Origin of the sequence: Prescottella equi (assembly GCF_002094305.1) — a bacterium.
Taxonomy (GTDB): Bacteria; Actinomycetota; Actinomycetes; order Mycobacteriales; family Mycobacteriaceae; genus Prescottella; species Prescottella equi.
On record NZ_LWTX01000003.1, the window covers coordinates 378,003 to 391,793 of the forward strand.

The 13,791-nt window shown below is 67.7% G+C and carries 13 protein-coding genes; 5 read left to right on the top strand and 8 right to left on the bottom strand.

Annotated elements, in window-relative coordinates:
- Positions 1 to 62 precede the first annotated feature (62 nt).
- The 6 genes from A6I89_RS11055 to A6I89_RS11080 all read right to left on the bottom strand — a co-directional run bounded on the left by A6I89_RS11055 (position 63) and on the right by A6I89_RS11080 (position 5,439).
- Positions 63 to 260, bottom strand: a complete 198-nt coding sequence (locus A6I89_RS11055; RefSeq protein ID WP_005516721.1) for a hypothetical protein — start codon at positions 258 to 260, stop codon at positions 63 to 65.
- Between the two features lies 1 nt (position 261).
- Positions 262 to 1,077 carry a carbohydrate ABC transporter permease gene (locus A6I89_RS11060; RefSeq protein ID WP_172504613.1) on the bottom strand — a complete coding sequence of 272 codons (816 nt, stop codon included), beginning with the start codon at positions 1,075 to 1,077 and terminating at the stop codon, positions 262 to 264.
- Between the two features lie 140 nt (positions 1,078 to 1,217).
- Positions 1,218 to 2,309, bottom strand: a complete 1,092-nt coding sequence (locus A6I89_RS11065; protein ID WP_041674488.1) for a carbohydrate ABC transporter permease — start codon at positions 2,307 to 2,309, stop codon at positions 1,218 to 1,220.
- A 33-nt stretch (positions 2,310 to 2,342) separates the two neighbouring features.
- Entirely contained in the window at positions 2,343 to 3,626 is a 1,284-nt protein-coding gene (locus A6I89_RS11070; protein WP_005516718.1) for an ABC transporter substrate-binding protein, read from the bottom strand.
- A gap of 146 nt (positions 3,627 to 3,772) precedes the next feature.
- Positions 3,773 to 4,855, bottom strand: coding sequence for an ABC transporter ATP-binding protein (locus A6I89_RS11075; protein ID WP_022598617.1), 1,083 nt, complete (start codon positions 4,853 to 4,855; stop codon positions 3,773 to 3,775).
- 101 nt (positions 4,856 to 4,956) lie between these two features.
- Positions 4,957 to 5,439, bottom strand: a complete 483-nt coding sequence (locus tag A6I89_RS11080; RefSeq protein WP_022598618.1) for a nitroreductase family deazaflavin-dependent oxidoreductase — start codon at positions 5,437 to 5,439, stop codon at positions 4,957 to 4,959.
- Here A6I89_RS11080 and A6I89_RS11085 point away from each other — a divergent pair, their 5' ends adjacent.
- The 5 genes from A6I89_RS11085 to A6I89_RS11105 all read left to right on the top strand — a co-directional run bounded on the left by A6I89_RS11085 (position 5,440) and on the right by A6I89_RS11105 (position 10,486).
- Positions 5,440 to 5,757 (top strand): hypothetical protein, encoded by a 318-nt coding sequence (locus tag A6I89_RS11085; RefSeq protein WP_157664942.1) that lies wholly within the window; start codon positions 5,440 to 5,442, stop codon positions 5,755 to 5,757.
- Between the two features lie 177 nt (positions 5,758 to 5,934).
- A complete protein-coding gene (locus A6I89_RS11090; protein WP_022598621.1) occupies positions 5,935 to 6,729 on the top strand; it encodes an LLM class F420-dependent oxidoreductase in 795 nt (264 codons plus the stop codon).
- A 12-nt stretch (positions 6,730 to 6,741) separates the two neighbouring features.
- Entirely contained in the window at positions 6,742 to 8,538 is a 1,797-nt protein-coding gene (locus A6I89_RS11095) for an ABC transporter substrate-binding protein/permease (RefSeq protein ID WP_022598622.1), read from the top strand.
- A 3-nt stretch (positions 8,539 to 8,541) separates the two neighbouring features.
- Entirely contained in the window at positions 8,542 to 9,273 is a 732-nt protein-coding gene (locus A6I89_RS11100) for an amino acid ABC transporter ATP-binding protein (protein ID WP_005516713.1), read from the top strand.
- A gap of 157 nt (positions 9,274 to 9,430) precedes the next feature.
- Positions 9,431 to 10,486 carry a cellulase family glycosylhydrolase gene (locus A6I89_RS11105; RefSeq protein WP_044991518.1) on the top strand — a complete coding sequence of 352 codons (1,056 nt, stop codon included), beginning with the start codon at positions 9,431 to 9,433 and terminating at the stop codon, positions 10,484 to 10,486.
- 75 nt (positions 10,487 to 10,561) lie between these two features.
- Here A6I89_RS11105 and A6I89_RS11110 read toward each other — a convergent pair whose 3' ends face one another.
- Positions 10,562 to 12,058, bottom strand: coding sequence for a glycosyltransferase (locus A6I89_RS11110; protein ID WP_022598625.1), 1,497 nt, complete (start codon positions 12,056 to 12,058; stop codon positions 10,562 to 10,564).
- Positions 12,055 to 13,623, bottom strand: a complete 1,569-nt coding sequence (locus A6I89_RS11115; protein WP_022598627.1) for an exosortase/archaeosortase family protein — start codon at positions 13,621 to 13,623, stop codon at positions 12,055 to 12,057. Before A6I89_RS11115 ends, A6I89_RS11110 begins: the two co-directional genes overlap by 4 nt.
- Positions 13,624 to 13,791 lie beyond the last annotated feature (168 nt).

A 13,791-nucleotide genomic window follows, 5' to 3' on the forward strand; every position in this document is an offset into this window, starting at 1 on the left:
AAACGCGGGGAGGGGGACGGGGACGGAGGGGCGCGACCGATGGAGGAGGGAGGTGGCGGGGGTCAGATGCGTCGATGGAAGACGAGCGCGCCGGCGAGTGCCGCGACGCAGCCGAGCAGGATCAGCGACGCCGTCGCCGACGGCTCACCGCGGACGATGGGGACGACCGCGGCGAGGAACGCCATGAACGTGAAGAACCCGAGAATGCCGATCAGCATCTCCAGCGACTGGCGTCCCCGCGACGGTTTGCCCGACGGCATGTCAGCTCTTCACGCCGCCCGCGGTGAGGCCCGAGACGATGCGGCGCTGGAACAGCAGCACCATGATCACCAGCGGGATCGTGACGATCGTGCCGGCCGCCATGATCGCCGCGTACGGCTGCTCCCACGAATTGGCGCCGGCGAACCGGGCGATCGCGACGGTGACCGGCTCGGTCTTCTCCGTCGACAGCAGGCTCGCGAGCATGAACTCGTTCCACGTCGCGATGAACGCGAGGATCGCGGTGGTGAACAGCGCGGGCGCGGCAAGCGGGAGAATCACCAGGCGGAAGGCCTGGAACCGGCTGGCGCCGTCGATCCGGGCGGCCTCCTCGAGTTCCCACGGCAGATCGGACAGGAACGACGTCAGCGTGTAGATGGTCAGCGGCAGCACGAACGAGATGTTCGGGATGATGAGCGCCTGGTACTGGCCGATCCAGCCGAAGTCGCCGAACAGCTGGAACAGCGGCGTCATGAGCGCGACCGTCGGGAACATCGACGCGCCCAGGATGATGCCGGTGACGATGTACTTGCCGCGGAACTCGATGCGGGCGAGCGCGTACGACGCGAACACGCCGAGCAACAGTCCGACGGCCGTCGTGACGACACCGATGACGAGGCTGTTGACGATCGCACCGAGGAAGTCGTTGCCCTTGTCGGTCGACATCGCGGCGCGGAAGTTGTCGAGCGTGACGTAGGTGGGCCACGGCGTGGTGTCGAAGGTGTGGTCGACCTGCCGGAACGCGGTGACGACCATCCAGTAGAACGGCGCCAGACCCCAGATCAGGATGATCGCGACACCCAGATAGGTCCGGGCCATCTTGCCGCGGTCGGTGCGCCGGCGCGGGCTGGGGACGGCCTCCGGCTCCGGCTGGGGAGCGACGGCCGTCGCCGTCGGCACCGACGACGTGGGCGTCGTCGCGGGGTCGTCGAGTTCGTCGGGCTTGCGGTGGCGGCCCATCAGCGATCAGCTCCCTTCCGCTGCTCGTCCTGGGTGCGCACGGCATTGGCGCCGAGGAACTTCACCATCACGAACGCGACCGCGAAGATCAGCAGGAAGATCAATGTCGACAACGCCGACGCGCTCTGGAAGTTGCCCTGCCGGATGTCGGCCATCACCAGGATCGACAGCGTCGTGTTCGGCGTCGCGCCGGAGGTGCCGGACAGGATGGCGGGCAGGTCGTACATCCGCAGCACGTCGAGGGTGCGGAAAAGTACCGCGACCATGAGAGCCGGCTTCACCAGCGGCAACGTGATCCGGGTGAACCGCTGCCACGCGCTGGCACCGTCGACCTTGGCCGCCTCGTAGACGTCCTGCGGAATCATCTGCAGGCCCGCGAGGATGAGCAGAGCCATGAACGGCGTCGTCTTCCACACGTCCGCGATGATGACCGCGAACCGGGACGCCCACGGGTCGGTGGTCCACGCGATCGAGGTGCCGAGCATCTTGTTGGCGATGCCGTTCTCGGCGAAGATGAAGAACCACAGCTTCGCGGTGACCGCCGTCGGGATCGCCCACGGGATCAGCACGCTCGCGCGGAGCAGGGACCGGCCCCAGAAGGTCTTGCCCATCACCGTTGCCATCCACAGACCGAGGAGCACCTCGATCGCGACCGTGACGACGGCGAAGAAGATCGTGACACCCGCAGCGGACCAGAAGTCGTGCGCGAGGGTGCCGGGCGGACAAGTTCCCGCGCCGCCGCCGCAGTCCTGCACCAGCCACTGCAGGTAGTGCTTGAATCCGGCGAACCCGCCCTCGGTGAAGCGGCCGGTGTCCGGATCGATGCCCTTGTTCGCCTGGAAGGACAGGTAGACGGCGCGCAACACCGGATACACGATGACGACGGCCAGGATCACCATCGTCGGGGCGATCAGCCAGATCGGGCGGAAGTCGCGCTTCTTGCGCGCAGCGACCTCCCGCGGTTCGTCGTCGTGACCCGTGCGCGCCGTCCCGGGCTCGGGCCCGGAAGCGCGACCGCCGTGGTCGGGATCGTCGACCCCGACCACGGCGCGGGCCTCGTCTGCTCGCCTCAGCTCAGCAGAGTCAGCCATCGTGCGTTACCTGATCTCTCGTGTGTGCGGTGACTACTTGGCCGCGTTGGTGATGGCCGAGGCCATGTCGGTCGCCGCCTGATCGACCGTCACCTTGCCGTTGAGGGCCGCGCTCGCGTTGTCCTGGATGGCCTTCGAGATCGCGGTGTAGTACGGCGTGACCGGGCGCGGCTTCGCCGACTCGAGAGCAGCCTTCAGCGCCGGCAGGTACGGGTACTTCGCCTGCAGGGCCGCGTCGTCGTACACCGACTTCAGGACCGGCGGGAAGGCCGCGTCCGCGAACGACATCTGGTTCTCGTCGTTCTGGACGAACGCGATGAAGTCACGCGCGGTCGCCTTGTTCTTCGAGAAGACGTTGATGCCGTTGTTGTAGCCACCGACGGTCGATGCGCCGGCGCCGTTCGGGCCGACGATCGGGGCGACGGCGACGTTGCCCTTCACCTTCGAGCCGTCCTTCTGGGCGTTGTCCCACATGTACGGCCAGTTGTAGGCGTACATCGACTCGCCACCGACGAAGGCGAGCGCGGTCTCCTCCTCGGTGAAGCCCGTCGAACGCTTGGCGATCTGGCCGGCCTGGTAGGCGTCGACCATGGCCTGCATGCCGGCCTTGGCCTCCGGCGACGTGACCTCGGGGGTGCTGCCGTCGGCGCCGACGACCGAGCCGCCCCACGAGTTGATGAACTGCGTGGTGTTGGCGGTCAGACCCTCGTACTGCTTGAGCTGGGTGACCATGCAGTCCTGAACGCCCTTGTCCTTGGCGATCTGGCAGCTGTCGGTGAGCGCCTTCCAGTCCGCGGGAGCCGTCGGCATGAGGTCGGTGCGGTAGTACAGCAGCTGCGCATTGGTGTTCTGCGGGGCCGCGTACAACGTGCCGCGGTAGGTCGCGGACTCGACGGTCGCGGGCAGCAGCGGCGCGGTGTCGATCGCGAGTCCACCCTCGAGCGGCTGCAGCCAGCCGTTCGCGGCGAAGCCCGCGGTCCACACGACGTCGAGGGCCATGACGTCGTAGTCGGCGTTACCCGCCTGCAGCGACTGCTCGAGCTTGTTGCGCTGGTCGTCGGCCTCGCCCGGCAGCTCCTTGAGGGACACCTTCTCGTCCGGGTGAGCCGCGTTCCACTTGTCGATCACCGGCTGCAGCTTGTCGGTGTCGTTCTTGCCCATCGCGAACGAGATCGCACCGCGGCCGTCGAGGTTCTGGTTGACGGCGTCGCCAGCGCTGGCGCTGCCACTGTCGTCGCTCGAGCAGCCGGCGAGTGCCAGCATCGCGACCGCCGAGGCCGCGATAGCAACCCGCGAGCGCGTGTTGAAAGAACGCATGGTCCACCTTTCCGATAGACGTATCCGACACCGTTCAGCTGCACCGCGATCGTGCGCAACACCCGTGTCGAGGCATATGTCGCCGCCTACTCTGGCATGAAAGACGGCTGGTTTCGGGCATTACCCCCGGACTGGACCGGTCGAGTTCACCCGATCCGGCGGCCGTCGGTCACCGAGAACAGATGCACCTCGGACGGGTCGACGTGCAGGTTCACCCGCTCGCCGCGTCGCGGCGGGTTACGCCAGTCGGTGCGCGCGACCAGCTGGTGCTCGCCGGCGCCACCGACACCGGTGCGTCCGTACACGTAGGCGTCGGAACCCAGCTCCTCGACGACGTCGACGTCCAGCGAGATACCGGTCTCCCCGGACGCCGGTTCGAGATGCTCGGGACGGATGCCGAGCACGACCTGCCCCTCCGGAATCTCGGCGATGGTTTCACGGGAAACCGGAATCACCGCGTCGCCGAGCGCGATACCGCCGTCGGTGACCGGCAGGGTCAGCATGTTCATCGACGGCGAGCCCATGAACCCGGCGACGAACCGGTTGACTGGGCGGGCGTAGAGCTCGCGCGGCGGCGCGCACTGCTGCAGGACGCCGTCCTTGAGGACCGCGACCCGGTCGCCCATCGTCATGGCCTCGACCTGGTCGTGCGTGACGTAGACGGTGGTGGTGCCGAGCCGGCGCTGCAGCTGCGCGATCTGGGTGCGGGTCTGCACCCGGAGCTTGGCGTCGAGGTTCGACAGCGGCTCGTCCATGAGGAACACCTGCGGGCTGCGGACGATCGCGCGGCCCATCGCGACGCGCTGCCGCTGGCCGCCGGACAATGCCTTGGGCTTGCGATCGAGGTACGGCTCGAGGTCGAGCATCTTGGCCGCCTCCTGCACGCGGCGCTTGATCTCGTCCTTGGGCGTCTTGGCGAGCTTGAGCGCGAAGCCCATGTTCTCCGCGACCGACATGTGCGGGTACAGCGCGTAGTTCTGGAAGACCATCGCGATGTCGCGCTCCTTGGGCTCCTGGCCGGTGACGTCGCGGTCGCCGATGAGGATGCGCCCGTCGTACACCTCCTCGAGGCCCGCGAGCATGCGCAGCGACGTGGATTTGCCGCAGCCCGACGGGCCGACGAGCACGAGGAACTCGCCGTCCTCGATATGCAGGTCCAGCTTGTCGACCGCGGGGGTCGTCGCGCCCGGGAACAGGCACGTGGTCTTGTCGAACGTCACCGAAGCCATGGTGGAACGATCCCTTCACCGGCAGGAACGTGCCGGACGATCCGAGTCAGGGTGCACGGGTGTGCGGGCCACAGCATAGGCGTCCGAAGTGCCCGGAACCATCAAGCGCGCACGGGCCGCAACCGGACGAAGTGGATGTGACGGCCCGCCTCACGGAAATCCTCCGGGGTGCCGTCGACCTCGAAGCCCATGCTCTTGCACAGGCGGACGCCGATCCTGGGGTGCACGCTGCCGTAGTACGCCATGAGGTCGCCGCCCTCCTCGGTGCCCAGGAAGTCGGCCTCCACCTCGGATCTGCGGCGGCCCACCTGTACCCGGGCGCGGGGATGCGCGGTCAGGTTCCGGTACCAGTCCGACGCGGTCCCGTAGCCCGCCGCGACGACCCAACTGTCGGAGGCGTCGTCGTGATCGACCACCTCGAGCACCACCTGGCGGGTCTTGCCGCTGCGGCGTCCGACGTGCTCCAGGAGCAGGAACCGGTGCCCGAGCAGGCCGCCGAGGTGCCATCGGTACAGCGTGACGGGCGCGCGGAGCAACCGCCGCTTGACGCCGGTGGGCGGGCTGGGGCGCTGCGTGTTCCGCATGTGTCCAGTGTGCTCCACACGATTCGCCCTCGCGCCCGATCGATTGACTCGAACATCAGTTCGAACTATGCTCGGGTCATGAAACCGGGGGAACTGAACAATGCGGGCGTCGCGGTCACCGTGCCGCCGACCGGCGCGGGGAAAGTTCTCCCCGAAACCTTGTTGCTGCAGTCGGTGGTCGAGATGTCCAGGGAGATCGAACGCCTCGAAGCGTTGCTGGTTGTGGCGGTCGCCGAAATCGACAGGCGCGGCATCTCGTTCGACACCCCCGGATTCCGCGGCGTCGAGCAGTGGCTCGCCGCGAATCACGATCTTTGACCGGAAGTTCTGCCGGAAAGTGTTGCCGGACGCCGCTTCCGGCCCGACCACGCGGGAATCGGATCAGCGTCATCACCACAATCGCCCCTGCACTCGTGGCCGTGCGGCGGCCAACATCGTGCAGTGCCACGACCCTGGGTCTACCGTGAGATGCAGTCTCGCCGCGAAGGAGTTCCCATGACCCGTCCCGTGCGTATCGGCATCCAGCTACAGCCTCAGCACGCCCCCGATTACGGCATGATCCGCGACGCCGTATTGCGCGCCGAGGACGCCGGCGCCGACGTCGTCTTCAACTGGGATCACTTCTATCCCCTGTACGGCGATCAGGAGGGTGCGCACTTCGAGTGCTGGACCATGCTCGGGGCGTGGGCCGAGCAGACCGAGCGGGTCGAGATCGGCGCGCTGGTGAGCTGCGCCGGCTACCGCAATCCGGACCTGCTGGCCGACATGGCCCGCACCGTCGACCACATCAGCGGCGGACGTCTGATCCTCGGCATCGGCGCCGGCTGGTTCGAGAAGGATTACGACGCCTACGGCTACGAGTTCGGCACTCCGGGTTCTCGTATCAAGCTGCTGGGGGAGTACTTGCCGCGCATCACCTCTCGGCTCGGCAAGCTCAATCCGGCACCGACCCGGGACATTCCGCTCATGATCGGTGGCAGTGGCGAGAAGAAGACGCTGCGGCTGGTGGCCGAGTACGCCGACATCTGGCACGGCTTCGGCGATCGGGACGAATTCGTCCGCAAGTCGGCGATCCTCGGTGAGCACTGCGGCGACGTACAGCGTGATCCGCACGAGATCGAACGGTCGACGTGGTGGCACGGGGTCGACGAGGCCGCGGCGTACGTCGACGCCGGGGTCACGCTGTTCACGGTGAACGCGAGCGGACCGGACTACGACCTCACCGCCCTCCGTGAGGCCGTCGCCTGGCGCGACGAGCACACCCCGCCGCAGCTGTCCGGCCTCGCGTAGACCGAGAATTCGATGACCGCCGCCGCCATCTCCCGCGCCCGGGCGGTGGCGGTGGTGCTCGCCGGGTTGCTGCTCGCGCTCACCGCGTGCTCGTCGAGCGGCGATGCCACGTCGGGTGACCTGTGCGCCCCGCCCGGCGTCGAGAGTGCCACCGCGCTACCCGGCAACCTGGACTCCGCGGCCGCGACCTCTGCCGAGGACAAGTACACGACCCCGGACACGCGGCCGCTCGCCGACGTCGACGTGTCGAAGCTGAACCTGGCCGAACCCGGGAAGCTGACGGTCGGCACGCTGTCCGACGCACCCCCCAGCATCTGCGTCAACTCGCAGAACGTCTTCACCGGATTCGACAACGAACTGCTGCGGGCGGTGGCGGCGAAGCTGGGTCTGCAGGTCGAGTTCGTCGGAACGGACTTCGCGGGACTGCTCGCGCAGGTGGCGGGACACCGGTTCGACGTCGGCTCGTCGTCGATCACCACCACCGACGCCCGACGCGACCTGGTCGGCTTCACCAACGGCTACGACTTCGGCTACTTCGCGCTGGTGGTGCCGAACGGGAGCGCGATCAAGGGTTTCCCGGACCTGACGTCGTCGGTGCGCATCGGTGTCGTGCAGGGCACCGTGCAGGACGACTACGTCGTGAACACCCTGGGCCTGGACCCGGTGAAGTTCCCGGACTACAACACCGCGTACGCGAACCTGAAGACCGGCCAGATCGACGCGTGGGTGGCGCCGTCTCAGCAGGCGCAGGGCGCGATCGCGCCGGGTGATCCGGCGTCGATCGTGCAGAACACGTTCAGCCTCAACAACTACGTCGGCTGGGCGGTGGCGAAGGACTGCCAGCCGCTGATCGACGCCCTCAACTCGGGTCTCGACGCCGTGATCGCCGACGGCACGTGGTCCCGGCTGTACTCGGACTGGGTGCCGCGGGAACTACCCGCGGGCTGGAAACCGGGCAGCAAGGCCGCGCCCGAACCGCAACTGCCGGACTTCGCGGCCATCGCCGCGCAGAACGCTTCGACTACCGAACCGTCCACCGAGCAACCCAAGTCGACGTTGCAGCAGCTGGGCGAGACGTTCTTCGACTGGGAGCTGTACAAGCGCGCGTTCCCGGATCTGCTGCGCACCGGTCTGCCGAACACCCTGATCCTGGCATTGTCGTCGGGCATCGTCGGCACCGTGATCGGCATGCTGCTGGCGGTGGCCGGCATCTCCCGCACCCGCTGGCTGCGCTGGCCCGCCCGGGTCTACACGGACATCTTCCGTGGCCTGCCAGCGGTGGTGATCATCCTGCTGGTCGGTCTGGGCGTCGGCCCGGTCGTGAAGGGCCTCACCGGCAGCAACCCGTACTGGCTGGGCGCCGCCGCGCTGTCGCTGCTGGCAGCGGCGTACATCGGGGAGATCTTCCGGTCCGGCATCCAGAGTGTGGAGCCGGGGCAGATGGAAGCGGCCCGCGCCCTGGGCTTCTCGTACCGCCGGTCGATGGCGCTGGTGGTGATCCCGCAGGGCGTGCGACGGGTGCTGCCGGCGCTGATGAACCAGTTCATCTCGCTCATCAAGGATTCGTCGCTGATCTATTTCCTGGGACTGCTGGTGACGCAGCGGGAACTGTTCGCGGTGGGCCGGGACCTCAACGCGCAGACCGGCAACCTGTCGCCGCTCGTCGCTGCCGGCCTGTTCTACCTGGCACTGACGATTCCGCTCACCCACCTGGTGAACTACATCGACCGTCGGCTGCGCACCGGTCGCGCCGACACCTCCGGCACGCTCGACGACCTCGAGCAGGCGATCGTCGTGGAAAGGGGCTGACGCGTGGACGATTCCGTCTCCCTCACCGGTACCGGGCTGCACCTGGCGTTCGGGGCCAACAAGGTGCTGCGGGGCGTGGACCTGCACGTCGACGCCGGCAAGACCGTCACGGTGATCGGGCCGTCGGGATCCGGGAAGTCGACGCTGCTGCGCGTGCTCAACCGGCTGCACGAGCCGGACGCGGGCGACATCCTGCTCGACGGCCGCTCCGTGCTCGCGGACAACCCGGATCGGCTGCGGCAGCGGATCGGCATGGTGTTCCAGCATTTCAATCTGTTCCCGCACCGCACCGTCGCCGACAACATCGCGCTCGGCCCGCGCAAACTGAAGAAGCTGTCGAAGGACGCGGCCCGACAGCTGGCGGTGGAACAGCTGGAGTTGGTGGGGCTGGCGCACAAGGCGGACTCGCGTCCGGGCAACCTGTCCGGCGGGCAGCAGCAGCGGGTCGCGATCGCCCGGGCGTTGGCGATGCAACCCCAGGTGATGTTCTTCGACGAGGCGACGTCGGCGCTCGATCCGGAACTGGTCAAGGGAGTGCTGGCGCTCATGGCGGACCTGGCGGCCACGGGCATGACCATGGTGGTGGTGACCCACGAGATGGGCTTCGCGCGGTCGGTGTCGGACACGGTGCTGTTCATGGATCGCGGCGTCGTGGTCGAGTCCGGGATCCCCGACCAAATGTTCGACCATCCGGAAACCCCACGTCTCCAGGCGTTTCTGTCGGAAGTTCTCTAGAGTGTGGCGCGGATGGGTCCCATACGCCGTGGATCGCCGGGGAGTCGGGGAGAGGCAATCGATCCATCCCGCGGCCACGCGTTGACGAAGCGAGGCAGTTCTGAAAACGACACCGAGATTGAGATGGTTGCTGGTAGCGGTGCTGTCGGTGGTGACGATGGCCAGTTGCGGCGCGGGCCTGGCCCCGCAAGCCCAGGCGCAGGGCCGTGTCGAGGCCGCGTCGGACGGCCTGTACCTCGACGGCGAGAAGTGGTGGCCGGCAGGCTTCAACGCCTACCAGCTGTCCACGAACTGGGGCATCAACCGTGGTTGCGGCGGGATGGTCGATCTGCCCGAGTACTTCGACTCCCTGCCGCCGCATTCGCTCACGCGATTCAACGCCTTCCAGGAACTCGCGATCAACAAGTTCACCGGTGAACTGGACTTCACCGCCATGGACGCGGTGTTCGCGGAGGCGGAGCGCACCGATCAGATGATCATTCCCGTGTTGTCCGCTCAGGACGGCGCGTGCGAGAGCGAGAAGTTCAAGGACCGCTCGTGGTACGTGGGCGGCTGGAAGACCGACGACGAGAACGGCACCCGGCTCAGCTTCGAGGACTGGGTGCAGACCGCGGTGAACCGCTGGAAGGATTCTCCCTCCGTAGCGGCGTGGGAGCTGGTCGGCGAACCGGATCCGGGTGAGTGCGTGAACGGGAACTGCGACTGGTGGGTGCGCACCTGCCCCACCGATGCCGCGCAGGTGCTCCGCGACTTCATGGAGGAGGCGGGCGCGGAGATCAAGACGATCGCGCCGAAGCACCTGGTCACCGCGGGCCTGATCGGAGGCGGCCAGTGCGGTACCGGCGGCGACGACTACCAGTTCGTCACCGAATCCGACAACGTCGACTTCGTGCAGTACCACGACTACGGCGCCGACGGCATCCCGCTGCCGGGTGACCAGTGGAACGGTCTGGCCCGTCGGATCGATCAGGCCGAGGCCGCCGGAAAGCCGTTGCTGGTGGCAGAGATCGGCGAGAACGCGGGGTCGTGCAAGACGCTGTCCGCACGCGCGTCGAGCATCGGTCAGAAGATCACCGGTCAGCGCGCGGCCGGTACCGCCGGCGCGCTGCTGTGGGCGTTCGTCCCGGACCCGCGTCCGAACGACTGCACCATGGACATCGGGTACGACGACCCGCTGTTCCCGTTGATGGCCGGATTCAACACCTACGGCTGATCCCTCACCCCCGCGTTTTGCGCACTTGTCGCGCCGGCGGACGCCGGAAATCCGCGACAAGTGCGCAAAACGCGGTCAGGGGGCGGCCGGGGACTGGGGGGCGGCCGGGGACTGGGGAGAAGGTGTTCCCAGACCGTGGAAGGTCTTCTCCCAGTAGGACGGATTGCGCAGCAGCTGCCAGCAGCCCTTGGCGGCGGCGATGCTCATCATGAGCCAGTAGATCGGGACGGTGACGCACGCGAGCAGCAGGTGCGAGTTCCCGGTCTCGCGGCAGCCGACGATGTTCATGTAGATCGCGGCGGCGTTGCCGAACACCAGCGAGACCAGCGCACCGTAGTAGATGTACGGCGGGAACACGTCGGCCACGATCAGCGGCTGGCCGAGCAGCCACGTGAACGTGATGAACCAGAACACCAGGTTGAGGCACGCGATGATCGGCGTCCCGGCCAGCAACAGGGTGAACCGGATGAAGCTGAGCGCACCGAGTGAACGCCACGCCTCGAGCGGCCTGCGGGTGTGCACCAGCCACGACTGCAGATACCCCTTGTACCAACGGGATCGCTGCCGGATCCAGTTGATCGGATCGCTGTTGGCCTCCTCGATCGTCGTCGAGTCCAACACCGCCGTCGAGTAGCCCGACGCCGCGATCCGCACGCCCAGGTCGGCGTCCTCGGTCACGTTGTGCGGATCCCACGCACCGATCTCGTCGAGCACCCACCGCTGCAGATGATTGGACGTGCCGCCCAACGGGATCGGCGACCTGGTCTTCATCAGCCCGGGCAGCAGGAAGTTGAACCACACCGCGTACTCGGCGGTGAACCAGCCGGTGAGCAGGTTCTGGCGGCCGTTGTCGTATGCGAGCTTGGCCTGTACGCAGGCCACGTCGTCGGGCTGACGCGCGAACGCGGCGACGACCCGGCGCAACTGCAGCGGATCGGGCTTGTCCTCGGCGTCGTAGATGGTGACGATCTCACCGGTCGCGAAATGCAGGCCGTAGTTGCACGCCTTGGGTTTGGTGCGCGGCTGCGCGGCGGGCACCAGGATCACCGTCACGATCTCGCCGCCCGGCACGGAGATCGCGTCCTTCGCGGCCTCCACGGTGCCGTGGTCGTCCTCCTCGAGCAGCAGCAGCACCTGCAACTTCTCGCGCGGGTATTCGAGCGCAGTCATGCCCGCGACGAGGTCGTAGATCACCTCGGTCTCGTCGTACGCGGGCACAAGGATCGTGTAGGAGGGCAGTTCGTCGTCCGGAATCGCCCGGGCGTCCTCGTCGGAGACGGTGACGATGGCCTCCCGGTCGAGCCCGCGGGCGAAGATGATCAGACGGTCGATCATGGTGGCGACGTACGCGAGCGTGCACACCGCGATCAGCACCGTGAAGGTGCCGATCGGGAAGAACACCGCGCAGCCCACGACCAGCGCCGCCACCGCGAGCGCCAGGTTGCGCTGCCACGGCACGAACGCGACCGCGGCCGACGCGAGCGGATGCCGCTCCCGCAGGCCGTCGACGGCGTCGTTCAACGCCGCGGCCTTGAACTCGTCGGCGACGGCGGCCGAACGGTCGGCGCTCATGCCTCGTCCGCCTTCCACTGGGCGTCGACGAGCTGCGTTCCGACGACGGCGAGCATGTCGCGATCCTTGTACTCGGAGTTGTCGTCCACGGTGACCGCGTTGCCGCGGATCAGGACGTTGAACGTGTTGGTGACATCGGACGCCATCGAGGGCGTCGGCCGCGGGAAGATCGCGTCCGGGCGATGATCGTCGACGGTGACCAGGTTGACCCGCTGGCTGATGTCGTCTCGCGTCCACGTGAACGACAGCAGGCTCCACGTCAGCAGCGCCTCCTCGTCGACGATCGTCGAGAACTCGCCCTGCACGCCGTGACCGAGGTCCACCGGCACGGTGGGGCTGCGGCGGGCGTCTCTGAGGCGGTAGAGCGTGTCGGTGGGGTACACGGTGAGCGTCGCGGGGCGGTGCGTGTCGAGAGTGTCGATGACGACGCGCCGCGGCCGTGCCTTCGAATCCCAGTCCGGATTCCCCTCGTCAGCGACGATCGTCTGCCGCACGAGCGTGGCGCGGCGCCCGAAGAAGCGGTTGGCCCAGTCGAAATCCTCTACGTCCTCCTGCGTCCATCCCGACGGCACGACCAGGCCCGTGCCGGGCGTCGACGGACCGTCGGCGACGACGGTGGCCGGGGGATCGGGCAGCGGGATGAGGGAGAGCACGAAGGCGACCGCGACGACGACCAGGCCGGAGCGGACCAGGCCGGTGCGCACGGCGGTGGGGCGCTGCGGCGCCACGGAATAGGCGGCACGCCGGTCCGTGAAGTAGTACCCGTACTGCAGGTACATCCCGATACCGACCGTCACGGCCGCGACACCGGCGGGCACGAACTGCACGACCAGCCGGGGCACGTCGGGGAAGACGAACCAGATGAAGGCCAACACGGCGACGCCCACGGCGATCGTGGCGACGGCGCCCACGATGCCGCGTCGCCGCGTCCTGCCCACCGCGATTCCGGTGGCGGCCGCCGCGAACGCAGTCAGGACGACGCTCACGTGCTGCGACTGGCCGCCCAGCATCACCACGACCATCCGGTAGGGGAGGGGAGCGATGAGCAGAAGCATCAGCCACACGGGCCAGAACCGGCCTACCGGTCGCAGCCCGAACAGCAGCACCGCAGCGCCCACGACGAACAGCAACCACGACAGCAGATCGATGCGCAGGACGCTGAACTGCTCGGCGTATCGGGGTAGCAGCAGCCACTGGACCGCAACGGAGACCAGCAGGGCCATCCCGCCGACGAGGCTGTCGATCTGCCGGTCGTGGATGGGTAATTCGCCGGCGCGGCGTCGGGCGATGCCGATCGCCGCCACGGCGGCCAGGAACGGCATCACCAGGATGTAGCCGAGGAAGTCGCCGCCACGAAGGTCGTCGACGGTCCGGACCACCGAGGGCCAGAACGCGGCGAGCGAGCAACCACCGATGAGCAGCCACCGCAACAAGATCGACGTGCCGGTGAACGGTGCCGGTGCCGAGGACTTCCCGCGCGCGGTCGCCGGCGCAGCGGCGGCGGCCTGGGCCTCCTCGCCGTCGCCCACGGGGGAGGTTTCGATGCCCGGGGTGGCATGCGTCATCGTGGTTTTTCCTCCCCGCTCGCTCGAACACATGTGCAGTCGAGACTATTTCGCAATCGTCGAGCGACGCGGTCTACACCGGACCGTTTGCACTTCCATCTTGACTCATCACGGCAGCGATCGGAGTGTTACACGAAGTGACAGGTGTCGCTCCGTGACCAACCACTC

Excerpts from the sequence above, each read along its gene's own strand:
- A6I89_RS11055 (WP_005516721.1), bottom strand. The coding sequence starts at position 260 with ATGCCGTCGGGCAAACCGTCGCGGGGACGCCAGTCGCTGGAGATGCTG.
- A6I89_RS11060 (WP_172504613.1), bottom strand. The coding sequence starts at position 1,077 with ATGGCCCGGACCTATCTGGGTGTCGCGATCATCCTGATCTGGGGTCTG.
- A6I89_RS11065 (WP_041674488.1), bottom strand. The coding sequence starts at position 2,309 with ATGGCTGACTCTGCTGAGCTGAGGCGAGCAGACGAGGCCCGCGCCGTG.
- A6I89_RS11070 (WP_005516718.1), bottom strand. The coding sequence starts at position 3,626 with ATGCGTTCTTTCAACACGCGCTCGCGGGTTGCTATCGCGGCCTCGGCG.
- A6I89_RS11075 (WP_022598617.1), bottom strand. The coding sequence starts at position 4,855 with ATGGCTTCGGTGACGTTCGACAAGACCACGTGCCTGTTCCCGGGCGCG.
- A6I89_RS11080 (WP_022598618.1), bottom strand. The coding sequence starts at position 5,439 with ATGCGGAACACGCAGCGCCCCAGCCCGCCCACCGGCGTCAAGCGGCGG.
- A6I89_RS11090 (WP_022598621.1), top strand. The coding sequence starts at position 5,935 with ATGACCCGTCCCGTGCGTATCGGCATCCAGCTACAGCCTCAGCACGCC.
- A6I89_RS11095 (WP_022598622.1), top strand. The coding sequence starts at position 6,742 with ATGACCGCCGCCGCCATCTCCCGCGCCCGGGCGGTGGCGGTGGTGCTC.
- A6I89_RS11105 (WP_044991518.1), top strand. The coding sequence starts at position 9,431 with ATGGCCAGTTGCGGCGCGGGCCTGGCCCCGCAAGCCCAGGCGCAGGGC.
- A6I89_RS11110 (WP_022598625.1), bottom strand. The coding sequence starts at position 12,058 with ATGAGCGCCGACCGTTCGGCCGCCGTCGCCGACGAGTTCAAGGCCGCG.
- A6I89_RS11115 (WP_022598627.1), bottom strand. The coding sequence starts at position 13,623 with ATGACGCATGCCACCCCGGGCATCGAAACCTCCCCCGTGGGCGACGGC.